Genomic DNA, 24867 nt, shown 5'->3' on the forward strand with positions numbered 1-24867 from the left:
CCCCTACCGGCTGGCCGAGCCGGTGGACACGGACTTCGGCACGGTGACACGACGGTTGGCGTCGGGGTCCGTGACGGGAGCCATGAGCGCGTACGCCGGGCCGCTGCTGCCCTCCTCGCACGCCCCCGCCGTGGCCAAGCTGCGGCGCCGTCTGGCGGACCAGTTGCGGACGGCTCTCCTCGTCCGCGCGGACCCGGCGCTGCTGGCGGACTGGGCGTACAGCCCTTGGGGCGAGGACGACCTCGCGGTGTGGCGGGCGCTCGCGTCAGCGCTCCCGGCCTCCCAGCGCTCCGCCGCGCTGGCCCGGGTGCGTGAACTGGACGCGTGGCAAGGGCTGTGAGGACCGGTCCGCGCGCTGGTGGGAACGCCCGTCACCGGCATGGATCCCGGGGGAGTACACCGCCCGGACCCGGGCAGGGGTGCACATGCCCCCGCTGTTCGAGACCTCAAGGAGCCACCCCATGCCGGAGCTGTTCATCGACGGCGCCTGGACCGCCGCGCGGGACGGAGGGGTACGGGAGATCCGCTGTCCCGCCGACGGCACGCTCGTCGCGACGGTGGACGAGGCCGGTGCCCGGGACGTCGAGGCGGCGGTTCTCGCGGCGCGGAACGCCTTCGACCGGGGTCCCTGGCCGCGTACACCCGCCGCCGAGCGCGCGGCACTCCTGTCGCGCGTCGCCGGTCTGATCGAGCGTGAGAAGGACGCGCTGGCCCGGTCCGAGTCCCTCGACACCGGCAAGCGACTCGTCGAGAGCGAGTACGACATCGCGGACGTCGTCCGCTGCTTCCGCCACTTCGCCGCCCTCACCGCCGCGGAGGACGGCGGCCGGGTCGTCGACACCGGGGACCCGGAGATCGACAGCAGGGTGGTACGCGAGCCGGCCGGTGTCTGCGCCCTGATCACGCCGTGGAACTATCCCCTGCTCCAGACCGCCTGGAAGGTGGCACCGGCGCTGGGTGCGGGCACCACGTTCGTCCTCAAACCGAGCGAGCTGACGCCGCACACCGCCATCCTGCTGATGCGGTTGCTCGCGGAGGCCGGACTGCCCGCGGGCGTCGCCAACCTGGTGCTCGGCGCGGGCGTGTCCGTGGGCGCGCCACTGACCGAGGACCCCCGGGTGGACCTGGTCTCCTTCACCGGCGGCCTGGCCACGGGGCGGCGGGTGATGGCGGCCGCGGCGCCCACCGTGAAGAAGGTGGCTTTGGAGCTCGGCGGCAAGAACCCGAACATCGTCTTCGCGGACGCGGACGTCGAGACCGCCGTCGACTACGCGCTCACCGCCGTCTTCCTCCACTCCGGGCAGGTCTGTTCGGCCGGGGCGAGGCTGCTGGTCCAGGACGAGCTGCACGACCGGTTCGTGGACGCGGTCGTCGCCGGGGCGCGCGCGATCCGGCTCGGCGGCCCCTTCGACCCCGCCGCCCGCACCGGTCCGCTGATCTCCGCCGCCCACCGCGACAAGGTCGAGGCGTATGTGGCCGCGGGGATCGCCGAGGGCGCCGTCCTGCGCTGCGGTGGCGCGCGGCCGGACGACCCCGCGCTGGCGGACGGCTTCTACTATCCGCCGACCGTGCTGGACGAGTGCACCCCGGACATGTCCGTCGTGGAGGAGGAGTCATTCGGTCCGGTGCTGACGGTGGAACGGTTCCGCGACGAGGACGAGGCCGTGACGCTCGCCAACGACACCGTCTACGGGCTGGCCGGAGCCGTCTGGTCGGGTGACGTGGGCCGGGCCCGGCGGGTCGCGTCCCGGCTGCGCGCGGGAACGGTCTGGATCAACGACTTCCACCCCTATGTTCCCCAGGCCGAGTGGGGCGGCATGAAGCAGTCCGGCATCGGGCGCGAACTCGGCCCCGCGGGTCTCGCCGAGTACCAGGAGACCAAACACCTCTGGCACAATCTCGCCCCCCGCCCGCAGGGGTGGTTCGCGTGACCCCGACCGGCGCCGGTCCGCCCGACGTTCCCCACGAGGGCGCCCCTGACGAAGGCACCCCGCACGAGGCGGCGAAGGGCTCCTCAGGCTCTCCCGGCCCCAGCCCCCGGTCCGAGGCCCTCCACCCCGGTACCGCCCCGCACAGCGCCACCAGACCCCACGGCACGCCACATACGGGCGACGCGGCGGAACGCCACGACGACGAGGCACTCGGCCTCCTCGGCTACCGCCCCGAACTCACCCGCACCCTCGGCAACTTCCACACCTTCGCGGCGGGCATCAGCTACATATCCATCCTCACCGGCACCTTCCAGCTCTTCTACTTCGGCGTCAGCTTCGGCGGCCCCTCCTACTGGTGGTCCTGGCCCCTGGTCTTCGCGGGCCAGCTCATGGTGGCGCTCTGCTTCTGCGAGCTGGCGGCCCGCTACCCGGTGGCCGGTTCCGTCTACAACTGGGCCAAGACTCTCGGCGGCCCCCATGTGGGCTGGCTCGGCGGCTGGATGATGCTGACCGCCACCATGGTGACGCTCGCGGCCGTGGCGCTCGCCTACCAGATCACGCTGCCGCGGATCGACGACTGGTTCCAGTTCGTCGGCGATGGCTCCGGCCCGTCCGATGCCGCCGCCAACGCCGTTCTCCTGGGCTCGGCCCTGATCCTCTTCTCCACCCTCGTCAACGCCTTCGGCGTCCGGCTCATGGCCCGGATCAACTCGGCGGGCGTCTTCATCGAGCTCATCGCCGCCGTCGCCCTGATCATCCTGCTCGCCGCCCAGGTCACCCGTGGCCCGAGCGAGGTCCTCACCGAGACCCAGGGCCTGGGCGGGACGGGCTCGCTCGGCTACCTCGGCGCGTTCCTGACCGCCTCCCTCGCCTCCGCGTACGTGATGTACGGATTCGACACCGCCTCCTCCCTCGGTGAGGAGAGCCTGGACCCCAGCCGCAACGCCCCGCGCGCCATCCTCCGCGCCTTGGTGGCGTCCTTCGTCCTCGGCGGGCTGATCCTGCTGTTCGCGCTGATGGCCGTGCCGGACCTGGCGAGCGAGGAACTGTCGGCCGGTGGCCTCCAGTACGTCGTCCTGGAGGCTCTCGGGTCGACGGTCGGCGAGATGGTGCTGTGGTGTGTGGTCGTCGCCATCACCGTCTGTGTGCTCGCGGTCCAGGCGGCGGGCACCCGCATGATGTTCGCCATGGCGCGGGACAACAACCTGCCCGCCGCACGGCTCCTGTCCCGGGTGAGCCCCCGCTTCCGCACCCCGGTCGCGCCCGCGGTGCTCATCGGCGTCGTCGGCGTGCTCATCCTGCTGCTCAACGTCAACCAGCCGCAGATCTTCTCGGTGGTCACCAGCATCGCGATCATCATGATCTATCTGGCGTATCTGCTGGTCACCGTGCCCATGCTGATCCAGCGGCTCCGAGGCACCTGGGTGGCGGCCGAGGGCCGGTTCTCCCTGGGCCGCTGGGGTCTGCCCGTCAACGCCGTCGCCGTGCTGTGGGGCGTGGCGATGTCGGTGAACCTCGCCTGGCCGCGTGCCGAGGTCTACAACGCGACCGGCGAGCAGCACTGGTATCTGCGCTGGGGCGCCTTCCTGTTCATCGGCGCGGTCGCCGTCGGCGGCTTCGCCTACTACTGGTTCGTCCAGCGCCGTCGCACCGGCGTCCTCGCCGAGCACCGGGCCCTCTCCCCCGCGGAGCCCGCGGAGCCCGCTGCCTCCTCCTGACCAGCCCCCGTACGTACCCCCTCCCCTGGAGTGTCATGTCCGAACAGAGCGGCCCCCTGCCCGCGTACGACTATGTGGTGGTCGGCGGCGGCACCGCCGGTGCCGTGATCGCCGCCCGGCTCTCCGAGGATCCCGGTGTCCGCGTCTGCGTCCTGGAAGCCGGGCCGTCGGACGTCGGTGACGAGGCGATCCTCCGGCTCGACCGGTGGATGGCTCTGCTGGAGTCCGGCTACGACTGGGACTATCCCGTCGAGCCGCAGGACAACGGCAACAGTTTCCTGCGGCACGCCCGCGCCAAGGTCCTCGGCGGCTGCTCGTCACACAACTCGTGCATCGCCTTCTGGGCCCCCGCCGAGGACCTCGACACCTGGGCGGCGCTGGGCTGTGAGGGGTGGAGCGCCAAGGACTGCTTCCCGCTCTACCAGCGGCTCGAGACCAACGACGCGCCCGGAGACCACCACGGCCGCACCGGCCCGGTCACCATCCGTACCGTCCCGCCGCGCGACCCCTGTGGCCGGGCGCTGCTGGAGGCGTGCGCGGCGGTGGGTATCCCGACGACGCCGTTCAACAGCGGTACGACCGTGCTGCGGGGCGCCCACTGGTTCCAGATCAACTCCGCTCCCGACGGAACGCGGGCATCCGCCTCTGTCTCGTATCTCCATCCCGTACTCGACCGCCCCAACCTCCACATACGTACCGGCCTCCAGGCCAAGCGCCTGCTCATCGACGACGAGAGCCGCTGTACGGGTGTCGAGTACCTCGCGCCCGACACGATCCACTCCGGGACGATCACCGCGCGCCGTGAGGTGATCGTCAGCTGCGGGGCGATCGACTCACCGAAACTCCTGATGCTCTCGGGCGTCGGCCCCGCCGCCCATCTGCGGGAGACGGGCGTTCCGGTACGGGTGGACTCCCCCGGAGTCGGGTCGCACCTCCAGGACCACCCGGAGGGAGTGATCATGTGGGAGGCGAAGCGCCCCATGGCCACCTCCTCCACCCAGTGGTGGGAGATCGGTATCTTCGCGGACACCGAACCGGGCCTGGACCGGCCGGATCTGATGTTCCACTACGGCTCGGTCCCGTTCGACCTCAACACCTACCGGCGCGGCTATCCGACCAGCGAGAACGCCTTCTGCCTCACTCCCAACGTCACCCGCGCCCGCTCGATGGGCACGGTCCGCCTGCGGACCCGCGACTTCCGCGACAAGCCGAGGGTCGACCCCCGTTACTTCACCCATGAGCACGACATCCGGGTGATGACCCACGGTCTGCGGCTCGCCCGGGAGATCGCGGCCCAGCCCGCGATGGCCGGCTGGACGGGACCCGAACTGGCCCCGGGTCCCTCCGCCCAGTCGGACGACGAGCTGTTCGCCTATGTCCGGGAGACCCACAACACCGTGTACCACCCGGCGGGAACGGTACGGATGGGCTCCCCCGACGAGGCCATGTCCCCGCTCGACCCCCAGCTGCGTGTCAAGGGAGTGCGCGGTCTGCGCGTGGCGGACGCGTCGGTGATGCCGTTCCTCACGACGGTCAATCCCTGCATCACGACGATGATGATCGGCGAGAAGTGCGCCGACATGATCACGTCGTCGCCCTGAAGGACGGAACGGGGCCCGCGCCCGGCGCGTACGTGGCGCTGGGCGCGGGCGCGCACGGCGCGCGGGCAGGGGATCGCACGCCCCCACGCGTCCCAGCACGCCGCAACCCCGCTGCAACGTCCCGGCTCCTAGCCTCGCCGTGAGCGCCGTCCAACGGTGGGCGGCGCCCGCACCGGAAGGCTTGGACATGACCCGCTACGCAGCGCCGGGCAGCGAGGGCGCGATCGTCTCGTACCAGTCCCGCTACGACCACTGGATCGGCGGCGCGTACGTCCCCCCGGCCCGCGGCGCCTACTTCGACAACCCGAGCCCGGTCAACGGCCGCCCCTTCACCGAGATCGCCCGCGGCACCGCCGAGGACGTCGAGCGCGCGCCCGACGCGGCCCACGCGGCGGCCCCCGCCTGGGGCCGGACCGCCCCCGGTGAACGGGCCGGGATCCTCCTGAGGATCGCCGACCGCATGGAGGCGAACCTGGAGGCCCTCGCGGTCGCCGAGAGCTGGGAGAACGGCAAACCGATCCGCGAGACCCTCAACGCCGACATCCCGCTCGCCATCGATCACTTCCGCTACTTCGCCGGCGCCCTGCGCGCCCAGGAGGGAACCCTCAGCGAACTCGACGACGACACCGTCGCCTACCACTTCCACGAGCCGCTGGGTGTCGTCGGCCAGATCATCCCCTGGAACTTCCCGATACTCATGGCGAGCTGGAAGCTGGCGCCCGCCCTGGCGGCGGGCAACGCGGTGATCCTCAAGCCCGCCGAGCAGACCCCCGCCTCCATCCACTACTGGCTGAGCCTGGTCGCCGACCTGCTGCCCGACGGCGTCCTCAACATCGTCAACGGCTTCGGCGTCGAGGCGGGCAAACCCCTCGCCTCCAGCTCCCGCGTGGCGAAGATCGCCTTCACCGGCGAGACCACCACGGGCCGCCTGATCATGCAGTACGCCTCCGAGAACATCAAACCCGTCACCCTCGAACTCGGCGGCAAGTCACCGAACGTCTTCTTCGACGACGTCTGGGCCGCCGACGACGATTTCCGCGACAAGGCCCTCGAAGGCTTCACCATGTTCGCCCTCAACCAGGGCGAAGTCTGTACCTGCCCCTCGCGCGCCCTGATCCAGCGAGGCCACTACAGCGAGTTCCTGGACGCGGCCATCACCCGCACGGAGCGCATCGCCACGGGCCACCCCCTGGACACCGACACGATGATCGGCGCCCAGGCCTCCCATGACCAACTCCAGAAGATCCTCTCCTATCTGGACATCGGCCAGCAGGAGGGCGCGAAGATCCTCACCGGTGGCCAGCGCCTGGAGTACGACGGTGACATGGCGGGCGGCTACTACGTCCAGCCGACGATCTTCGAGGGCGACAACCGGATGCGCGTCTTCCAGGAGGAGATCTTCGGCCCGGTCGTCGCCGTCACCTCCTTCACCGACTTCGACGACGCGATGCGCACCGCCAACGACACCCTCTACGGCCTGGGCGCGGGCGTCTGGACCCGCGACATGAACACGGCCTACCGCGCCGGACGGGCGATCCAGGCGGGACGGGTCTGGACCAACTGCTACCACGCCTATCCCGCGCACGCGGCCTTCGGCGGATACAAGCAGTCGGGCATCGGACGCGAGACCCACCGGATGATGCTGGACCACTACCAGCAGACGAAGAACCTCCTCGTGTCGTACTCACCGAAGAAGGTCGGCTTCTTCTAGGCATGAAAAAAGGGCGCCTGAAAAGGGGTTCTCCCTGCCAGGCGCCCTTCATGGCGCGCTTCTACGCGGCGGGCCGAGAATCGGCGTCACTCCCGATTTCTCCCACCTGCATCCCACCTCTGACCAGCCGTTCCGGGGCCATTCCGGGCCAGCAGTCGGTTAACTCGCCCTCATCGGCCTCCGTGGCGCCCTCCCAGCGACGCATGGAGCAGTGCTGTCTGCCACTCCTCCGAGGGCTCAGCCTTCCGGGATCTCTTGTTGAAGGCCCATGAGTACAGGGCTCGACGGAGGACGCGTGGGTGATGGTAGGCGGCTCCGGACTCCACCAGGGCGGGGGTGATCGTGGCGAATGCGTCGGCAAGAGTTCGGCGAATGTTGCCGGGGGGGGCCAGGTCCCAGCGCTGTTCGATGTATTCCCGTGCGAGTCCGTACCAGGTGGTGCGCTGTTTCAGTGCGCGGAGTTCAGAGGCAGACAGGCCGGCCCGGGGTCTAATGGTTCGCCGTCCCTGGCTGCGGTCATCAGCTTGGCACGGCGACTCTCCGCGAGTCCTTTAGTTTTGAAGGAATCGGATTTCTCGTATCCGCTGACGGTCCAGCGGACCTCGAATCCTCGTTTACGGCCGGCCCGTTCGCGTATTTCCCAGAATCGGACATTGTAGCTCATCGCCATTCAGGCGTTTCCCTTTCGCACGCAGCCCACCACGCGTCGAGATCGGCACGACGGCAGCGTAGTTCACCATTCGGAAGCTTGATCATTCGAGGAGCATCACCCCGGGCTCGGAGGCGATAGAACGCAGACGGGCTCATACGGATCTCCGCAAGCACATCGGCAAGCTTGAGTGCAGGGGGACGGGCCATAGGTACCTTCCGTAGATATCAGCTGTGGGCGCGACATGTAGGCCATCGACGGAGTCCCGCGGCACCTCGCCACGAAGCGTGCAGAAGATGCCGGAGCTGCCGATACAGCACTCGCACATCGGGCATACACCCGCACGGCTCCACCGCCAAGCGGAACCCTCACGAACTCCATCAACGATCCGGAGGAGTCCCGGTTTGGCGAACCGGTGATCGTCGGCTGTACAGTGCCCTGCTTCATCGTTGGCGCATCATTTGGCAGGCCAGAGAACTCGGGTGCTGAGTAGAATTCCCGCGCGAAGGAACAGCACCCCACAAAACAGGACAAGGAACTCTGCAAGGGAGGCTCAAATGGACCTCTGCTGAGCTGCTGCTCCTTCATCTACGGGACATCAGCCAAGCCGCCAGCGCCATCGGGATGTCATAGGTTGACTTACCCATGAGGGGTTTTCAAGTCCCTTCCGGGTGTTCCCCGTCTGCCGTAAGCGAATACGACAGAGACTCCTCTGAAAAGGCGCTCGCGGAGCGCCCCCGAGGTTCCGGGCACGTAGACGTCGGCCCGCCGTCGCAGCTCGGCCGCCCGCTCCACCATCAGGCGCTCGTGCTCTGTACGCGGACCGGCCGACAGCGGAGGCACGCGGCTCTCCAACTCCGCGGCCTCTGCCAGCAGGCGTTCCTGTTCCCGGCTGGTCACCAGGTCAGCCCCACTTCTGCCAGGCCGCAGCCGCGGCACCGATCGCCAACGCTGACGGGCGGGTAGTCATGCTCGGCGAAGGAGACCCCGCCCGGCGGGCGACAGTGATCTTCCAGCTCTGGGATGGACCGCTTCACGGGCTGGGCTCCCGTATTTGCACGACTGTTCACATGGGGCGGCCGGTGGACGAGAGACGGGGCGGGGAGTCATGACAGGGATCAGTGTGAGCGAGGGCGGGTTCGACTCGAAGGTGACCAACGCCGTGGTCACCGGCAACACCGCCACCGGCGACAGCGTCAACGGCAAGCGCTACTCCTACGGCCCGCTGGTGGAGTTCCGCCCCGGAGTCCCACCGCAGAACGACTGAGCCCGCCCGGGCGCCACGGCACACGCCGGGCCGCCCGAAGCGGTCTCCGTACCGTGGCTGCCCCGGTCAGGCCCCAGAACGCGGCTGCTCCACGTCCAAGACGAGCTGACGTCTAAGGAGCAGGGTCGGCTGCTGATGTTGTGGGGGGGGGGAACACGCGGACGCGCTTCGCGCCGAGAGGATAACGCCTCTGACTGATATGCGAAGTCGCTACAGGGGAGGAGGGATGTCCTCCGAAACCGGTCGGCCGAAGAACTCGATCTCTGCGACGGCGACTTGCTTGGTCTCCGAGGCGCCGTGGGCCGACTCGATGGTGAAGCGGACCGCTGTGACCCCTTCCACGGGGAAGGCACGGTGCTGGCCTCCCGCCCCTGGGGCGAGCGTCAGTCGCCGTTCGACCGGCTTACCCGTGGCGGTGGAGATGGTGGCGGTGAGCCGGTGCGGTCGGGCCGACGCGGGGAGCCGGGTGGCCTGAGGGGACGTACCGGGCGTGATGATCAGATCCTGGAGCCGGACGGGCTGAGGGAAACGTGCCTCGATCCACTGGCCCTGGCCGACCCCGGAGACACCGGTTCCCCACCAGGTGTAGTCGAGGCCGTCGAAGGCGAGCGCCGCGGCGTGCCTCGGGTACGACTGGGATGCCAGGGCGACGCCCGGGGCGATCTTGGGGCGCGCTTCTCGCCATGCGCGCGAGCCCGCGGCGGGTGACGATGCCCGCGGCGCCTTCTCCGGGCTGTCGCGGGTCCCTTCTGGCAGCCCGGAGGCGAGCAGCGCCGCGATCCCCGCTCCCATCGCCGCGGCGATCGTGGCCGCGGTGATCAGCGCACGGCGCCGACGCGACCGGTGCGTGCCGGAGTCGGGCACGGAGGTCGCAGCCGGCGCGGCGGAACGGCCTGCGGTGAACTCACGCGACCAGGTCAGCAACTCGGTCACGGAAGGCCGCTTCGACGGGCTCTTGTCGAGACAGTCCGTGACGACCTCGTGGAACGGGGCGGGCAATGCGCCCAGGTCCGGCGGCTCATGGACGACCCGGTAGGCGGTCACGTACGGGCTGTCCGCTTCGAACGGGCTACGCCCGCACGCCGCGTACACGAGGACCGCGCCGAGTGAGAAGACATCGCTCTCGGGTCCGACGTCCTTGGGCGCGCGGAACTGCTCCGGCGACATGAACGGCGGGGTCCCCATCACCCGGCCCGTCGTCGTCATGTGCTGGCGGTCGGCGGCGCGGGAGATGCCGAAGTCGATGACGCGGGGACCCTCGCCGGACAGGATGACGTTCGCGGGCTTGAGGTCGCGGTGCACCACACCGGCCCGGTGGATGTCCCGTAACGCCTCGGCGAGACCGATGAGCAGCGTGCACAACTCCGCGCTCCCCAGCGGGCCATCCTCGGTGACCCGCTGGGCAAGTGTGGGGCCGGTGACATAGGAGGTCGCCATCCAGGGGTGTGGGGCGTCCGGGTCGGCATCCATCACCGCGGCCGTGAACGCGCCGCTCACCCGGCGTACGGCGTCGACCTCCTGACGGAACCGGACCCTGAACTCGGTCTCGTCCGCGAACTGCTGGTGCACCAGCTTGACCGCGACCTGGCGCCCCGAGTCCGACTGACCGCGGTAGACGACGCCCATGCCCCCGGAACCGAGCCGGCCCACCAGACGGTAGCCACCCACCGACGTCGGATCCGCCTCGCTCAATGTCACCGCGCCCTCCCCCTCCCAACGACGTACCAGGGTCCAACCCCGGCGGTCACGCTACCGCGGCCCGCTGGAACAACACGGACAACCATCCGTCCCGGCCATCGTGTCCACAGAGCCATGCCCCGGCAGGACGGAGCGGCACTCCAGGGTCAGGGAATCGACCTCAGGCACCACCGCCCGCGCGCCTGCCTCCCTGGGCGAGGTGGCAGAGGGCGCGCGGTCGGCCTCCGGGCATACTCGATCGGCGGGGGCCCGGGATCTGACCGCACTGGGCCAGTTCCTGGACGCGGCGGTCCGCGCGGGCCGGGGCCAGCTCGCGCGGGACACTCTTCCTGATGGTCAGCCCACCGCCCGCGGGCGGCCCTTATGAACGCCAGGGCACCGCCGCTCGATTGTCTGGTCGGCTGGGACGAGGTTGTCCAGACAATCGGGGACCCAGTTCAGTGGGAGACGTCGCCTGCGGACAACCCGCGGTGGCATCAGACGGTCCGGACAATACGGGGTGATGTGTGGTGGGGCGTCGGGAGATACCGGTCGCCCCGGAGGCAGGTCCGGTGCAGCGGTTCGCGCACGAGTTACCAGCTACGGCACGAGGTGGGCGGGATCACGTACCGGGAGATGGCGCGGCGCGCGCACTACGCGGCGGGCACGCCCTGGCCACCACCGGCCCCGACCGGACTGTCCGCCTCTGGGATACGCACAGCAGAAAGCTCCGTACCACCCTGACCGGTCACAATGACGAGATCACCCAGATGCTCTTCAGTCCGGACGGCCGGACCCTGGCCACCAGCGGCCACGACCGCATCGTCCGCTGGTGGGACACCGCCACCGGCACCCAACGCGCCACCCTCACCCGCCACCACGGCCCCATCCGCTCCCTCGCCTACAGCCCCGACGGCACCACCTTCACCACCGTCAGCACCCACGAAACCACCGCCACCGCCCGCACCTCGAACGTCGCCCTGCCCACCCCCGTCCAGGCGCTCGCCCGTATCTGCCGCACCTTGGACCGCGATCTCACCCCGGCCGAACACGCCCAGTATCTGGCTGGAGCGTCCGCACCACCCCCTTGCTGACCCCGCCGCCCAGACCAGGATCGGGTCGGCCATCAACGGGTGCCGGCCCGCCTGCCGCGTGGGGCGCATCACGGCTCTTCAGGCGGCCCGGGAGCCGGTCCTTCTCTGGAGGGCCGTCCGGCACAGGGGCCACCGGAGCGGTCCGGCGCGTTGCGCACGGCGGCCGTGAGGACCACGCATCGTGGCCGTCCGTAACCGGTGCGGGCCTGCGCTCCGCGCCGATGCCGGTGAGCGGCATCGCCCGAGGTGGGCACCGTGAGCAGCCGACAACGGTCCCTGCCACCGGTAACCGGTAACGCTCAGCGAACCGCATACTCCGTCAGGCACCGCTGATACCCAGCCCTCCGCTGCGCCAGGTTCCGCGAGCTGTCCAGCCAGGAGGATGCCACCGCGGATCCCGACGCGTCCCTGCGAGAATGCCCCTCGCAAAAGGCAGCACGGGAAGGGCGCGGGACATGGGAGTGCTGGTCGAGGAAGACGTCGCCGGGGTTTTGTGGCGAACGGGCGGTGAGACGATCCGCGTGTACGTGGCAGCCTGTGTCGAGCGGATGGCGCCGCTGTTCCTGGGGGTGCGGGCGGTTGTAGCGGAGCGGGAAGCTGACCGGGACTTGTACGCACAGTGCCGGCGCGACCTGTGGTTCGCCGACCGCGTGCTCACGGACGCCGCTGACCGCATCCGTATCGTGGAGCGCTTCCCCGAGCTGCGACCGCGCGACGAGCCGGTCACCTCGGTCGCCGACACCTACGCCGCTCCCGCCGTTCTCGCGTTGCGCCACGCCCTGGCGGCGAACAACTCGGGGAGCGCGCGGGACGCGGTGTCCTGCGGCCACGCAGTCCTCGTGGCGATGGAGATGCTAGATCAGAGTCTGGGAAGTGAGCTGTTCGGGCAGGGGGAGTACCGGCTGCAGCGTCTGTCCGTCAGCGGTGACATCGCCGGGCTATGGGAGGCGAGCGTCGCGGTGGGGCAGGAACGGTTCCGTGCCGTCCTGGGCCAGATACCGCCTGGCACCAGCTGACGACGATGCCGTATCGCACCTCCAGGCGTGGTCCGGCGCCGCCCGACCCTGCGCTGGGTAGGATCCCTCACCGACCAGTGACGCACGCGCTATCCCGGCCGGAACACGCCTGTCGCCCGCCCGAACCATGCTGCCGTGAGACGCCCGCCCTGGCGGCGCTAAGTCCACTGGGCACGGCGGGTTACAGGGCCCGTATCGCGTCGCGGAGGCTGGTGCCGTAGGACGCCCAGCAGGTGATGGAGCTGTCGGGGTTGAGGCGGCCCATGTACCAGTCGCCGTCATCGTGCACCAGACACAGGTCGTGGAAGGCGAGAATCATGTCCGGTTGCAGCGGGACACAGGAACTGCGGCTGTCGTCGACGACCACCGTGCGGTCACAGCCGAGCGGGCGGGCGTCCGCGTCTCCCGAGACCGCGCGCAGACGCTCCAGGGTCCATCCATCCGGCAAACGAGGCATGCTCATGGGCTGCCATGCTACGAGCTATCGAGGGGGCTGACACTGAGAGGGTGGAACTTGGCCGGTGTCCAGAGCCGCGCCGGAGCCTGCGTGCCCACTCCACACTGGCCGGTCACACCGGCAACTGTTAGCCAGATAGTCTTCAGCCGCGACGAACGCATCGTCTGCGGATGGGCATCGCCACTGGATCCCAGCGTCTCGCCCTCGCTCGTCACCATGGCTCTGTCCGCTCCCTCGCCGATGGCCCCGAGGGCACCAACTTCACCACCGTCAGCGCGACCACCTTGACCATCCAGGCGGCCGGAACCCTACGGGATCCCGGCCCGCGGTGACCGGCCGCAGTCCAACTCAACCCGTCGCGGGCGGGGCCCATGGCCCTTGCGGGTGCTCGACCGGCTTCAGCCACAGATGCGGCTGGGACTGCTGGTAGCGCTCGCCGATGCCCGGCTGCCAGAGGAACCGGCCCGCCGGGTTGGGCCACACCACCTGCAGGACGGGGAACGGAGGGCGCCGGTAGAAGGCGATGGCACGCCCGAAGTACTGCCGGTACCAGCGCAGATCAGCCGTCTTCAGGACAACCGGGTATTCCGGGACGATGCCGGGGTGCTCCGTGCCGCTGTCCAGGACGGCTCCGCCGACGGCGGCGTGCCCGAGGGTGTTGAGCTGGTGGTGCATGGTGTGGATGTCGAGCCCGAACAGGGCCAGTTCGGGGACCGTGTGGGTGTGCCAGAGTCCGATCGTGTAGGCGAAGGCGGGCCCCTCGTCATCGGCCGGCACCATCACGACGCTCCAGCCGTGCTCCTGAATCTGCTCGACCGTGCGCCGGTCCATCGGATCGGCCGCGTCCCGGTCGCCGTAGTCATGACAGATCACACAGCGGCAGGTACAACCATCACGGAGCATGCCGTGACCCTATCCGGGGCGAGCGATCCCCCGCCCCCACGTGACACCATCACCGCACGCGGGTGCGAGCGGTACCGCACCGCACGTGGGGCCGTGGCGCAGACCGGGGCTGGCAGGGGCCCGTCCCGCGTGCCCCTCACTCCCGGCGGCCTCCTCCTGAACCATGCCGGGAATGGACCGGCGGACCCGTTTCGCCAGCCGCCCCGTCGATACTCGGGGGCGCACCATCGGGGTCTGCGTCTAGGATCAGCCGATGCCACAGCCCTCCACCCCGTATTCCGCCGGACCCCTCGTGGCGGCGTTCCCCGCCCATGTCGCCGATGACGCGCGCGCTGTGCTGGCCGTCCTCCCGCCCGCCTCCTCGCCGGTCCACGGCTGGTTTGAGGTGACGGTCGAGCAGGAGACGCTCACCCTCCCCACCCGGATGTACCACCCGGAGCCGGACCAGGAGGCGGTGGCGGCTCTGACCGACGGGCAGCGGCTGATCCTGCACTGCCTCTATTCCCGGCATCACGACGGGTATGTCCGCCAGCGTCACCTCGAACACTTCGCCCGCTCGGACGAGCCCTCGGTGGTGCCGTTCGTGATCCAACTCGGCGGCGAGTACGTCGTGGAGATCATCGAATCCACCCTGCGGGCCCTGCCGGGGCTGATGGAGCCCGGCTCTGCCGAGCGGATGCGGTACGGGGCGTTCCTCGCCGCCAACCCCGCCTTCTTCACCCTCACCGAGCGGCGGGCCGTGAGCTACTGGTCGGCCTACTACCGCCGCTACCCACCCCGCTACCGCGAGTTCGCCACCTACCCCGGCGGCCAGCTCATCACCGCTCTGCGGGCGGCGGCCGAGGAGACCACCGGCATCCGCTGGCGCCGTCACAGCCCCGCGTAACCACCACCGTCCCGGCACCCCGGGGGCGCGGGTCTGCCGACGAGCCCAGAGGCCTGAGAGGGTCCGCCCGACTGACGCGGCTGACCGCCATCGCTTAGGCCGCTCAGGAGTATCGGGGGGGCTGGTCAGGCGAGAGCGAGGGCGAGCGGAACGAGCGCGCCAACAGAGCCCGTGATCAGGCCGACGATGCACTGCCTCCGGTTCCTTCCGCTGCCGATGCCGAGCAGAGCGAAGGTGAGGGCGAGGCTTCCCGCCAGGACCGGGACGCCGACCCCGATGAAGGCGGCGAACACCGCGGCCATCAGCGCCGCGATACCGAAAAAGACCGAGGCGGGGCCGTAGAGGGTCGCCACGCTGTCGTCAGATTCGGAGACCATGACCCCACCGCTTTCGCTAGTGAACATCACCAACACGCCCAGACAGTCGGCCACTTCCATCATCGCACCAGCCGGACACGACCGGTCGCGGGGGCGCCCCCCGAGCGTCGCAGTGCCGGCTGAGATCTGGCCGCGATACCCCCGGGGCGCCTCCAGTCTCTGGTCCGCTTCACGCGGGCCACCCGCGCCCAGGCCGTCTGTGACCTCGCCGACCAGCGGCGCCTGGCCACCCTGGTGGCGTTCGCCGCGGTGATGCCGCAGATCGCCGCCGACGAGGCGGTCGAGGTGTTCGACCTGGTGATGGGCGACCTGATCCGCTCCTCCGACACCAAGATGACCAAGCACCGGCTGCGCACCCTCAAAGACCTGGACGCCGCGGCGATCCTGCTCCGCACGGCCTGGGTCACCGTGTGCGGCGCGGCCGCCGACCCAGACGGCGACATCCGTGCCGTCCTCGACGCCATGGACGTGGCCCCGTTCCACACCGCTGCGGAGACGGTCAAGGTGCTGGCCCAGGAGCCCGACGACGGCGCCGAACAGATGCTGGCCGCCCGCTACAACACCATCGCCCGTTTCCTTCCCGACCTGCTGAAGACGTTCGCGTTCGAGGCGAGCCCGGCGGGCGAGCCGGCGCTCGACGCGCTCGCCTTCGTGAAGTCCTGCCCTCGGCAGTGAGCGGAGCTCCTGGCCGTCTGCGCCGATCCTTTGGGGTGGCTACGCTCCTGACCTGGGCAGGCCACGGTCATGTGCATATCCGAAAAACTGCACGCCCTGGCGCTGGAGGCGTACGAACGCATGATCGGCCTCGTACTCGACGAGCTGCCCCTGAACGGCCGCATCCTGGGGCGCCTGGCGGACATCGAGCGGGCGGCACGCCAGATCACCGCCTCCAGCAACCGTGTGCTGCCCGCACCGGTACGCACCGAGCCCTACCGGGAGTGGTGCGCGCACGCTTGTCCCCGGATCTTCCATTGCTCGACTTTAAGGTGGGACAGGAGGAGCTCGACGATCGCGGTGGTTCTGGCGAGTTTGCCGCACGTGTTGACCGCACGGTGAGAGGATGACGACATGGAGGCTCCTCGCCCGAGTTCACAGCGGATCACCGATTCTCTCGCCAGGTTCGAAGCCGATCTCGACTGCTGGGTGGCCACGGCCGAAAAGGGCAGGGCCCACCTGATTCCGCTGTCCTTCGTCTGGCTCGGCGGCCTCTTCTACCTTTCCACCCCAGATCGCAGCCGCACCGCCGACAACGCGCGGTCCGGTTCGGAGATCCGGCTGGCGTTCGGGGTGACAAGGGATGTTGTCCTCGTCGACGGAGCGCCATCCATGTTCGCCCTGGACGCCATGCCTCAGAAGGTGCTGGATCGCTATGCGGAGAAGTTCGGCTGGGATCTCCACACCAGCCCGGGCTATGTCGGCCTGGTGGTTGAACCTCGGCGGGTGTTGGCATGGCGCGAGGAGATCGAGCTGCCAGGACGGACCATCATGCGCGCCGGCCGGTGGCTCGATGCGTGAGCATTCGTTCGGTGCGCCGGGCCACGACCAATACCAGTGATCCGCGCCCCCTCAGCAGTCTCAGTACACAGGCGCGGTCGGCCAAGTTCGCTAGCCGGTAGTAGAGGTGTTCGCCCCGCGTCCCCACGGGAAGACTCAGGGAGGCGAGGAGTTTGGCCGATCCGATTGACTCTGGAACAAACATCGTACTGAGCCAGTCGCGCAGCAGGGCGGGCGACACCGGATGCTCGCTCGGGGCGCTGACCTCGCACTTCTCGGTGGTCGGCGAGGCGAGCCGCCGACGGTGCGCGGTCTTGGCCATGCGCTCCAGGGGCGCGAACCACTCCGCCGGGTAGTCTGCGTTCGGCTCCCTAATGACGAACAGTCCGCCCGGCCGCAGCACCCGTGCCACCTCATTGATGGCACGCCGCGGATCCTCCATGTGGTGGAGGACGCCAGAGCACGTGACGGCATCCACCGTGGCGTCCAGGATGGGCAACTCGGCGGCATCGGCGCGCAGTGCGAGCACGGGGAGGCCCTTGGTCTTGGTCAGTGCAGCCTGCAGCATTCGCCGCGACCGGTCGACGGCGATGACCTCTACGGACCCCGTCTCCGCCAGCGCCTGTGCAATCCTCCCGGTTCCCGTACCGAGGTCGACGGCGATCCCGCCGCGAACGTGGCCAACCATCCACGGGACGATCCACGCCTCCGCGTGGGCCATCCAGGGGGTGCCCTCCCAGTCGTCGTATGTCTCCGCGACAATGTCGTGGTAACGCTCGTCGGCCAGCGCAGCCGGATCCTCTGGCAGACGTCTCGCCTCCCACAGTCTCGGCAGATCCGTCTGGGCCGCCGCGGTCGGCTTCAGGATGTGTTCCATCGGAACCTCGCGAAGTCGAGTACGTTCGGACGCCCGCCGACGAAGTCGATGCCCGACCACGCTGAGCGGTATACCCGGTAATTGACCTTGCTGGGTACGAAGAGCATCAGCCGTTCGTCGACGACCGTACGCGCGAGCTGTTGGTAGATTCGCTGGGCGGCTGTTTCATCCTGGCTTCGCAGTGCGGCCTCGACCGCCGCTTCGGTGCCTGGTGAAGCGATGGAAAGTCCCCGTGCCAGTGGCCAGGCCGAGGCGAGGAATGGGCTCACGCTGGCATGCGGGTGGCAGAAGTCACTGGCCCAGCCGATCCAGCCGATCGGGCAGCGCCGACCTTCCAGCCGATCCATCAGATCCTGAAGCGTTGTAGCACGCACCTCGAGGCGGACCGACGGATGAAGCCGGTTGAACCCGTCGGCGAGGATGTCTGCGGCCTGTTCTCGTGCGAGATTACCCCGATGGGTGTAGCTGACGATCCGTACGCCCTTGCTCTTGATGGCACCATCTGCGGCCTTCTCCAGGTGCTTCCGGGCCATCGCGAGATCGTACCGATCGGGCGGTCTGGGACCGTTAGGCAGAGCCGTCCGTGGGAACAGCCCGTGATGCCGAATTCCGCGTCCAGCCAGGGCCTCACGTTCGAACCGATCGTGGTCGAAACAGTGCGAGAGCGCGGCTCGTAGATGCGGGTCACGCAATGCGTCACTGGGCATGCTGGACGGGGAGAACTCACCAGAGCCGAGGACGTCAGGGTCGTGTGCCAGGTCGAATGAGAGCAGCCCGAGGGGGTTGACAGACCATTCGGCCGACGACTCGGCGATGTGGATACCGGCGCCGTGGCCAAGCCGGCTCACGGACTCCCCTTGGCACACTGCGAAGTCGACTGTTCCTTCGATGAGGGCCGCTTCACGCTCTAGACGGTCGTCAACCGAGGTGTAAACAATGTGCTCGACCAGTGGTGACGGTCCCCAGTAGTCGGCGAACAGCCGGAACCGCAGGGTGCGATCGGACCTGTTCCAGCTGGCGAGGCGGTAAGGTCCGGTGCCGTTGGCCGTCTCGCTTACGGCCGAGGCCGAGTGCTCCGGCGGTGCCTCGTCCAGAGAGCCGGACCAATCACCGGAGTGGGCGCACCAGGCCGCTGGCAGGATGTAGGCGTAGGTGGCGACGAGTTGGAGGAAGGGTGAGTAGGGGAGCGGAAGCGTGACGATGACCGTATCTCCCTCGGCCCCGATGCGCTTGGCGGCTGCCACCAGGTCCCTGCGTGCCGGGTTCGCCGCCGATCGGCCGAGCAACGCCTCCCTCCAGAAAACGCCCGCCCCTGTACCCAGCAGGAGCAGTCGCCGCAACGAATAGACGACGTCACCCGTGGTGAGCTGTGAGCCGTCATGAAACAAGACTCCGGGTCGAATTCGGAAGCGATACACGGGCTCATCTGCTGCAGAATTCGAGGGTGTCAGGCTGGCCAGCTTCGGCCGGAGCCCTCCTGTCTCGGGGTCGATGTCCAACAGTGTCTCGTAGACGTTCGCGACCAGGTTGCGACTCCCGGTTTCGTACGCCCTGTGAGGGTCGGATGTCTGGACATCGTCGAAGGCGGCCACCACGAATTCGGTCCCCGGAGCAGCCTGGCGACCGAGTGCCAGCTGCGACCTCACCCGTCCCGCCGGTCGGCTACGCACCGGAACGACACCTCCTGCGACTTGTGCAGCACATGCTTTCGGCCCCGGTAGGACGGGTCAGGGCGGACACGCGACGACAGCACCATCCCACCGTGCACCACGGCGTACATCGTCCAGTCGCCGATGGTCTGGAAGTGGTCGCGCCGGCCCACAAACGGGTTGAGCTCGGCGTTGTCGAGGTGGCGTGAACTGGTCCATTCCCACTGTTCGGTGCCCGGCGCGGTCTCGACAGCTGAGCCGTGCAGCAGGAGGCGCAGGCACTCGTCCAGCATGTCGAAACTCGCATCGACCCCCACTGAGACCGGCACTGAGGTTCGCGTTGCCCCTTCACTGGCGGGGGCGACGGCCTGTCGCCACTGAGTCGATGTCGGGAGTCGTTTTCCTGCCCATCCAGCGAAGGCGAACGCATCGAACCAAGAGACGCCGGTAACCGCACCGGACCGTGGCGCCTCCGGCTGGCCGAGGCCGCACGGTTGATGACCGTACGACATCGGCTCCCCCCAGTGGCACCAGGCGTGGCCGACCTCGTCGACGGCGCGCAGGAATGCCTCATAACGTGACACCGTCACAGGCGCAGCGTCCACGAGGAGGTCCGTGCCTGGAACCCCGACCATGTCCTCGACGTCGACGATGACATGAGATGCCTCTTGCGCCCGGTCATAGCCGGTCGACAGCAGTGACCGCTCCAGCGCGACCCGGTTGTCCGCCGTCTCCAGCAGTGTCGTCAGCGCCGCTGCCATCAGGTCCTGGCGCAAGTCGGTACGCACGGACACCATCCGCTTCAGCCCGGCCCTGGAATTCCCGAGCGCGGCGAACAGCTCGGGCACGGCGGCCCTCAGCGTCTGTCGGACCGCAATGGATGCGGCGAGCATGGCAACGAGATCGTGTGGATCGTGGAGCAGCCAGCAGACCAAGCTGGTTCGCGCACTGTCGCTTCCCCGCCGGGCGCCAGCGCACTCGAGGCCGACCAGCCTCACCGCGGCCGCCGGGTGCATCGCCACGAGGGCGTAGAACTGATCCCACAGCTCTGTGTGGTCGCCGAGCGCGTCGACCGTCATTTCGGTGAGGGATCGAAGCTCCTGCTCACTCATCGAGGGGCCATTCACTGCGTCCAGGGCCCGGAACAGCTCCACCGTGTTCACCGCTCTGGCTCCATCCCCTGCTCACCGGAACCAACGAAGATTCTCTGCACCGACTTCAACCGCTTCGTGTCAGCGAAGGGCAGGCCGTGGCCGGGGTAGGCGCCCGCACAGAAGTAGAGGTACATCGTGGCTCGGTGTCCGGATGGATCACGCATCGGATCTGAGCCGTGGTAGATGCGTTCGTGGTGGCAGATCACATCTCCTGCGGCCACCTCCAGGTAGACAGGCTCGGGACCACAGACGCCGATCGGGTACCGGTGCGACTTCGGGATGACCGCGAGGCAGCCGTTCGACCGGGTCGAGTCGTCCAGGTAGATGCCTACCGTGACAACCGGAGAGAGCGGATGCCCGGCCGGGAAGTCAAGGTGCCACCGGATCGCACTGTAGGCGGAGGACGTCCCACCTGTCTTGAACTGCCAGACGACCCCATTCATGGTGTCTTCAAGGAGCCAGCATGACGGACCTGCGAAGGCTCGGCCCAGGAGGGCAAACTGCTCTGTGCGGAGGATATCGCGTGAACGCTCGCAGTATTGGGTGAAGTAATTCAGCCGGTGATACCGCTTGGGCGTGCCGTCCTCGTCTCTGGTGACAGGCGCAACCGTATCGACATGGTCTCTTGCGACACTGCCGGCAAGCACGCGACGCTGATAGCGCTCAGCATCTTCCGACAGCACGGCGACATCCTCGGACGCCACCATGCCCCGGTACACAATGAAGCCGTACTCCTCATAGAAGGCCAGCTCGGCGTCAGTGACCCGTCCGCCGAAACGGAAGGCAGGAAGCTCTGCCAAGGCCGTACCCCTTTGCTAGTAGGCGCTTGTCGGGCAGTCACAGGCACAGCGAAAACCGATCTCGAAATGACGGTCGAGGATAAGGTCACGGCCCCGGAATGCACCTGATACCTGTTCGGGCAGGGACGTCCATGCGCCTCCCTTGAGCACCGCGTACGAGCGAGGGTCATAGACGATCTCGATCGCGTCCCGGCCCATGTCCACTGGCGTGACCAGGCCGCCCCAGAAGGCGGTCGCGGTCCACTCCCACGCATTACCACTCAGATCACAGATGCCGTACTGGGAAGCGCTGCAGGTGGCGCCAACCGGTCGCGTGGTCTGGAGGTTACTGCCGTCCACCAAGGCCAGGAGCGCCGACCGCCAGGCCCGCACGGCGTCGGCTCCCCGCTCTCGCGGGGGCGCCAGACAGTGTGCGCGCCACGCATCGAAGACATCGCCCCACGGGTAGGCCCACGCTTGGTCACCCTGCGCAGCGCGCTGCCACTCGACCTCGGTAGGTAGCCGCTTGCCCTGCCACACCGCGTAGGAGTAGGCGTCGAACCAGTCGACACCGGTCACGGGATGATCCGGGCCGATTCTGTGGTCAAGCACAGTGTTGCGCATATGTATCTTTCCCGCCGGCTCCGCCGGATGACAGAACGCATGGCTCAGGGAAGGTTCGCTTGTCGCGAAGCGGTCGTAGTCGGCGGCGGTCACGGGATACTCGTCCAGGTTGAAGCTCCCGCACTCGCGATCCGAGTCTTCGATCGCATCAGAATCGGCCTCGCCCCAGTCGAACAGGAGGTCGTCCGGGTTGAACGCAGGAGGTGGGCCCGGCACGACTGGACCTCCCTGAACGCGTCGCATGCACCGGTGCGCATGCGGCCGCTCGCCGCCAGCTCGTGGAGGATGGTCGTGGCCGGTCCCTCGCCCCCGCTCGATCGATGCCCGGCCACCTGGGAACAACTGCACCTCAGCAGCCTTGATCACAGCGGGGTCATCACTGCCCGTGATCTGTTCGACCGCCCTCAGAACAACGGCGTGCCCGATTCCAACCGGTTTGCCACCTCGACCGCGCAGGCGTTCGCTCGCCGATCCCACGATCACCAGCAAGTCCTGGAGAGCCGGGCGCAGCCGGTTCTTACCACAGAAACTGATGGCCTCGAAAGCGACGACGTCATCGAAGTCGTGTGTGAGCCAGCGGGCCAGTTCACTGGTCGCTTCCTCGTCTGGATGACTGCCCGCCAGATGACGGAAAACCGTTCGCCGGACCCACGGCGAGGGATGCATGGCACCGAACGCGGCTACCTCGTCGACGTCATTGCATCCAGTCGCCGCCAGCCACGCTGTGAGAGCAGACAGACCGCTCAGCAGATCGTTCGGGTACCGGATGTGCTCTGAACTCAGCGATCGCGCGATATCGTCGAACGCCGACCGGATCACCACTTCTCAGGAGCAGGCGAGTAGACCCGCACCTTGCGCGCCTCCTGAGCCGCCCGCCATTTCTGCAGGTACGACAGGTTGGTCTCGCGTTCTCGCGATACCGGTACAGGCCCTGCCTTTATGTCAGCCGACATCGTGGGCTCCTTCCGTTCGCGACCTCAAGCGGCCCTACTTCTCCCAGGTCGCGCCTTGCGGTGGTGTGTATGTCACTTGAGCGGCTCGCCTTAGCGCCTCGGCGTGATCATCCAGACTCACCACGCTCTGGACGCGAACTTTGACGACACCTTCGCCCGCCTTCAGCACACTCCAGAGCGCGTTCGCGGCGATATCGTCAGGCAACGAAACGATCATGCAGGCGTCGTACTCGGTCAGCGTGATCCACGCTTTGCGAAACTGCCCGCCAAGCTGGTGGATAACAGAGGTTACGGCTGGTGTGCGGTCATGCGGTGCGCGCAGCATCGCCCTAATCGATTCAGGGTTACAGTCTGCGACACAAACCATGTAGTCGCTGCCGTCGGCCAACTCTGGTTGAGCAACGCGCTCGAAATCGGCAACCGTCCCAGGTGCATTCTTGTCCCAGGTGGGGCCCTGAGGCGGCGTGTAGTCGACCGCCAGTGCCTGCTTCAGACCTTCGACATGCTGCTCAAGGCTGATGATGTTCTGAACACGGACTTGCGTGACGGCCTCACTCGCCTTGACCACACTCCACAGCGCGTTGGCCGAGACATCACTGGGCAACTCAACGATCATGACTGTGTCGAAGTCATCGAGCGTCACCCAGGCATCATGGAATGTCCCTCCCAGTTGCTCGATCAACGACGCAATGTCGCGCGACCGATCACGGGGATCGCGGATCCTCGCCCGGACAGATTGGACACTGTCTGCCATATCGACCCGGTAGAGGCTCATTCACCGTCTCCCTTAACCGAATTTTCCGTTTCCCATTGCGACTGATCGATGATCATCCCCTCGCGCCCTTCACAATTACGGCGCCACTAATAATCTTGACTCTGAGGTCCACCACGCGCCACTCGAGACCCCCTGCACCGGCACACCCTGCCTGAATGCTGAACTTGATTGGGCGATGTCGGGCTCATGGCCTGACAGCCGAGTGTCCTGCTCGCGCACCAGCTCCCGCAGCAGGCCGTTGAGCTGGGGAAAGACGCCGTCGCGCTGCCCCTGGGCGAAGGAGCCGTAGACACTGTTTCTATCAGTTACGTGGAATCACACGCCGCAGTATGTGTCTCGTATCCTGCGGCGTCCCCATGGGCTGAGGAAGCATGTTGGCCAGCGCGGTGGTGCTGGAGGAGAAGTGGCCGGTCCTGGGCCCAGCAGGGCCAGTAGTCGTAGCGGCGCGGCGGAGGTCAGCTTGGTGCGCCGAGCCACCGCGCGAGGCGTGCGGTCGCTTTCGGGGCTGCACGCCTCGCGCGGGTTCGCCGACGAGCGCCAGCTCCTCCCCGACGCCAGGTGCGGAGGGGCTGGGGCGTGTGGTGGTGAGGGCCTGGAGGAGGGCGGCATGAGACCTCACCCAGTCCGGCAGCGCCGCCAGAACCGCTGTCCGGACCGTGTCGTCGGCCAGGGCACCGGAGCGGTCGGCGAGCGCGCGGGCCATCCACGTGTCGATCCGCGCGACGGCGAACGGATCGCGCCTGGCCAACATCGTCATCACACCCTCCACCGACGTCGCTGCTTGGACTGGGCGATGGAGCCCCGGCGGTGTACCAGGGCCCATCAGGGTTGGCGTGCGGCGCCGTTGCGGCCCGGGGTGTGCGGGTTAGATGCGGACGCGGGTGGCGGGGCTACCGGTGCCAGTGGCAATGACCCCCTGGTTCCTCCACTTCACCTTGCCGGTGGCGTCCGGTGTGTTGAGGAGGGCGCGGGTGGCGCCGTTGGGGTCCAGGACGAGGTAGTCCGCACGCTGGTCACCGTTGATGTCGGCGAACCGTACCTGCTCCCCCGTCCACTGCGCCGAGCCGGTGGCGATGAAGCCCTGGTCCGACCACTTCACCTTACCGGTGGCGTCGGGAGTGTTGAGGAGGGCGCGGGTGGCACCGTTGGCGTCCAGGACGAGGTAGTCCGCACGCTGATCACCGTTGATGTCGGCGAACCGCACTTGCTCCCCCGTCCACTGCGCCGAGCCGGTGGCGATGAAGCCCTGGTCCGACCACTTCACCTTACCGGTGG

26 protein-coding genes and 1 pseudogene are annotated in these 24867 nt (G+C 68.2%); 14 read left to right on the top strand and 13 right to left on the bottom strand.

The genetic code is table 11. The features are described from left to right. The 5 genes and pseudogenes from ACFVIM_RS13580 to ACFVIM_RS13600 form a co-directional block, all read left to right on the top strand. Positions 1-340: pseudogene (locus ACFVIM_RS13580) on the top strand (transcriptional regulator); the annotation flags it as partial. Between the two features lie 121 nt (positions 341-461). Continuing rightward, positions 462-1931, top strand: coding sequence for an aldehyde dehydrogenase family protein (locus ACFVIM_RS13585; RefSeq protein ID WP_384300871.1), 1470 nt, complete (start codon positions 462-464; stop codon positions 1929-1931). Continuing rightward, entirely contained in the window at positions 1928-3649 is a 1722-nt protein-coding gene (locus tag ACFVIM_RS13590; protein ID WP_384300872.1) for an APC family permease, read from the top strand. Before ACFVIM_RS13585 ends, ACFVIM_RS13590 begins: the two co-directional genes overlap by 4 nt. A gap of 35 nt (positions 3650-3684) precedes the next feature. Beyond that, positions 3685-5250: a GMC family oxidoreductase gene (locus ACFVIM_RS13595; RefSeq protein ID WP_384300873.1), complete on the top strand. Its 1566-nt coding sequence runs from the start codon at positions 3685-3687 to the stop codon at positions 5248-5250. A 187-nt stretch (positions 5251-5437) separates the two neighbouring features. Further along, positions 5438-6961 (top strand): aldehyde dehydrogenase family protein, encoded by a 1524-nt coding sequence (locus tag ACFVIM_RS13600; RefSeq protein WP_384300874.1) that lies wholly within the window; start codon positions 5438-5440, stop codon positions 6959-6961. Positions 6962-7621: 660 nt separating this feature from the next. Here the strand turns inward: ACFVIM_RS13600 and ACFVIM_RS13605 are convergent. Continuing rightward, entirely contained in the window at positions 7622-7819 is a 198-nt protein-coding gene (locus tag ACFVIM_RS13605) for a DNA-binding protein (RefSeq protein ID WP_358879794.1), read from the bottom strand. A gap of 899 nt (positions 7820-8718) precedes the next feature. On the opposite strand from ACFVIM_RS13605, the gene ACFVIM_RS13610 reads away from it, so the two are divergent. Then, positions 8719-8877, top strand: a complete 159-nt coding sequence (locus tag ACFVIM_RS13610; protein ID WP_384300875.1) for a hypothetical protein — start codon at positions 8719-8721, stop codon at positions 8875-8877. Between the two features lie 210 nt (positions 8878-9087). Here the strand turns inward: ACFVIM_RS13610 and ACFVIM_RS13615 are convergent, their stop codons facing one another. Further along, positions 9088-10575, bottom strand: a complete 1488-nt coding sequence (locus ACFVIM_RS13615) for a serine/threonine-protein kinase (RefSeq protein ID WP_384300876.1) — start codon at positions 10573-10575, stop codon at positions 9088-9090. 551 nt (positions 10576-11126) lie between these two features. On the opposite strand from ACFVIM_RS13615, the gene ACFVIM_RS13620 reads away from it, so the two are divergent. Together ACFVIM_RS13620 and ACFVIM_RS13625 are read left to right on the top strand one after the other, a co-directional pair. Further along, on the top strand, positions 11127-11648 hold the full coding sequence (locus ACFVIM_RS13620) for a WD40 repeat domain-containing protein (protein WP_384300877.1): 522 nt from the start codon (positions 11127-11129) through the stop codon (positions 11646-11648). A 455-nt stretch (positions 11649-12103) separates the two neighbouring features. Then, positions 12104-12664 carry a hypothetical protein gene (locus ACFVIM_RS13625; RefSeq protein ID WP_384300878.1) on the top strand — a complete coding sequence of 187 codons (561 nt, stop codon included), beginning with the start codon at positions 12104-12106 and terminating at the stop codon, positions 12662-12664. A 181-nt stretch (positions 12665-12845) separates the two neighbouring features. Here the strand turns inward: ACFVIM_RS13625 and ACFVIM_RS13630 are convergent, their stop codons facing one another. After that, positions 12846-13127 (bottom strand): hypothetical protein, encoded by a 282-nt coding sequence (locus ACFVIM_RS13630; RefSeq protein ID WP_384300879.1) that lies wholly within the window; start codon positions 13125-13127, stop codon positions 12846-12848. A 164-nt stretch (positions 13128-13291) separates the two neighbouring features. Here ACFVIM_RS13630 and ACFVIM_RS13635 point away from each other — a divergent pair, with 164 nt between their 5' ends. Continuing rightward, complete coding sequence (locus ACFVIM_RS13635) at positions 13292-13453, top strand: hypothetical protein (RefSeq protein WP_384300880.1); 162 nt, start codon at positions 13292-13294, stop codon at positions 13451-13453. 16 nt (positions 13454-13469) lie between these two features. Here the strand turns inward: ACFVIM_RS13635 and ACFVIM_RS13640 are convergent, their stop codons facing one another. Beyond that, entirely contained in the window at positions 13470-14024 is a 555-nt protein-coding gene (locus ACFVIM_RS13640) for a DUF4262 domain-containing protein (RefSeq protein WP_384300881.1), read from the bottom strand. Positions 14025-14277: 253 nt separating this feature from the next. On the opposite strand from ACFVIM_RS13640, the gene ACFVIM_RS13645 reads away from it, so the two are divergent. Then, complete coding sequence (locus ACFVIM_RS13645) at positions 14278-14910, top strand: hypothetical protein (RefSeq protein ID WP_384300882.1); 633 nt, start codon at positions 14278-14280, stop codon at positions 14908-14910. A 125-nt stretch (positions 14911-15035) separates the two neighbouring features. On the opposite strand, the gene ACFVIM_RS13650 is transcribed toward ACFVIM_RS13645, so the two are convergent. Then, complete coding sequence (locus ACFVIM_RS13650) at positions 15036-15287, bottom strand: hypothetical protein (protein WP_384300883.1); 252 nt, start codon at positions 15285-15287, stop codon at positions 15036-15038. Positions 15288-15521: 234 nt separating this feature from the next. Between ACFVIM_RS13650 and ACFVIM_RS13655 the strand changes: the two genes are divergently transcribed. The 3 genes from ACFVIM_RS13655 (at position 15522) to ACFVIM_RS13665 (ending at position 16802) form a co-directional block, all read left to right on the top strand. Beyond that, the gene (locus ACFVIM_RS13655; RefSeq protein ID WP_384300884.1) at positions 15522-15962 is read left to right on the top strand and encodes a hypothetical protein; all 441 of its coding nucleotides are present in this window, start codon (positions 15522-15524) and stop codon (positions 15960-15962) included. A 69-nt stretch (positions 15963-16031) separates the two neighbouring features. Next, positions 16032-16343, top strand: a complete 312-nt coding sequence (locus ACFVIM_RS13660) for a hypothetical protein (protein WP_384300885.1) — start codon at positions 16032-16034, stop codon at positions 16341-16343. Between the two features lie 12 nt (positions 16344-16355). Then, positions 16356-16802, top strand: a complete 447-nt coding sequence (locus tag ACFVIM_RS13665) for a pyridoxamine 5'-phosphate oxidase family protein (RefSeq protein WP_384300886.1) — start codon at positions 16356-16358, stop codon at positions 16800-16802. Here ACFVIM_RS13665 and ACFVIM_RS13670 read toward each other — a convergent pair. The 5 genes from ACFVIM_RS13670 to ACFVIM_RS13690 are packed head-to-tail and all read right to left on the bottom strand — an operon-like array spanning position 16771 to position 22080. Further along, positions 16771-17658 (bottom strand): class I SAM-dependent methyltransferase, encoded by an 888-nt coding sequence (locus ACFVIM_RS13670; protein ID WP_384300887.1) that lies wholly within the window; start codon positions 17656-17658, stop codon positions 16771-16773. The genes ACFVIM_RS13665 and ACFVIM_RS13670 overlap by 32 nt on opposite strands. Further along, entirely contained in the window at positions 17643-19250 is a 1608-nt protein-coding gene (locus ACFVIM_RS13675) for an ABC transporter substrate-binding protein (RefSeq protein WP_384300888.1), read from the bottom strand. The genes ACFVIM_RS13670 and ACFVIM_RS13675 overlap by 16 nt, the downstream gene beginning before the upstream one ends. A 50-nt stretch (positions 19251-19300) precedes the next feature. Further along, complete coding sequence (locus ACFVIM_RS13680; protein ID WP_384300889.1) at positions 19301-20470, bottom strand: formylglycine-generating enzyme family protein; 1170 nt, start codon at positions 20468-20470, stop codon at positions 19301-19303. Continuing rightward, entirely contained in the window at positions 20467-21261 is a 795-nt protein-coding gene (locus tag ACFVIM_RS13685) for a phytanoyl-CoA dioxygenase family protein (protein WP_384300890.1), read from the bottom strand. Before ACFVIM_RS13685 ends, ACFVIM_RS13680 begins: the two co-directional genes overlap by 4 nt. 15 nt (positions 21262-21276) lie before the next feature. Then, complete coding sequence (locus ACFVIM_RS13690; RefSeq protein ID WP_384300891.1) at positions 21277-22080, bottom strand: SUMF1/EgtB/PvdO family nonheme iron enzyme; 804 nt, start codon at positions 22078-22080, stop codon at positions 21277-21279. Positions 22081-22155: 75 nt separating this feature from the next. Here ACFVIM_RS13690 and ACFVIM_RS13695 point away from each other — a divergent pair, with 75 nt between their 5' ends. After that, complete coding sequence (locus ACFVIM_RS13695) at positions 22156-22641, top strand: hypothetical protein (protein ID WP_384300892.1); 486 nt, start codon at positions 22156-22158, stop codon at positions 22639-22641. A gap of 210 nt (positions 22642-22851) precedes the next feature. Here ACFVIM_RS13695 and ACFVIM_RS13700 read toward each other — a convergent pair whose 3' ends face one another. The 3 genes from ACFVIM_RS13700 to ACFVIM_RS13710 form a co-directional block, all read right to left on the bottom strand. Beyond that, entirely contained in the window at positions 22852-23592 is a 741-nt protein-coding gene (locus tag ACFVIM_RS13700) for a GYD domain-containing protein (RefSeq protein WP_384300893.1), read from the bottom strand. Between the two features lie 301 nt (positions 23593-23893). Then, on the bottom strand, positions 23894-24349 hold the full coding sequence (locus ACFVIM_RS13705; protein ID WP_384300894.1) for a hypothetical protein: 456 nt from the start codon (positions 24347-24349) through the stop codon (positions 23894-23896). A gap of 108 nt (positions 24350-24457) precedes the next feature. Continuing rightward, on the bottom strand, positions 24458-24867 hold a 410-nt coding region (locus ACFVIM_RS13710; RefSeq protein ID WP_384300895.1), incomplete at its 5' end, for an FG-GAP repeat domain-containing protein.

Origin of the sequence: Streptomyces sp. NPDC057638, from assembly GCF_042800315.1 — a bacterium.
In the GTDB taxonomy this organism is placed as follows: Bacteria; Actinomycetota; Actinomycetes; order Streptomycetales; family Streptomycetaceae; genus Streptomyces.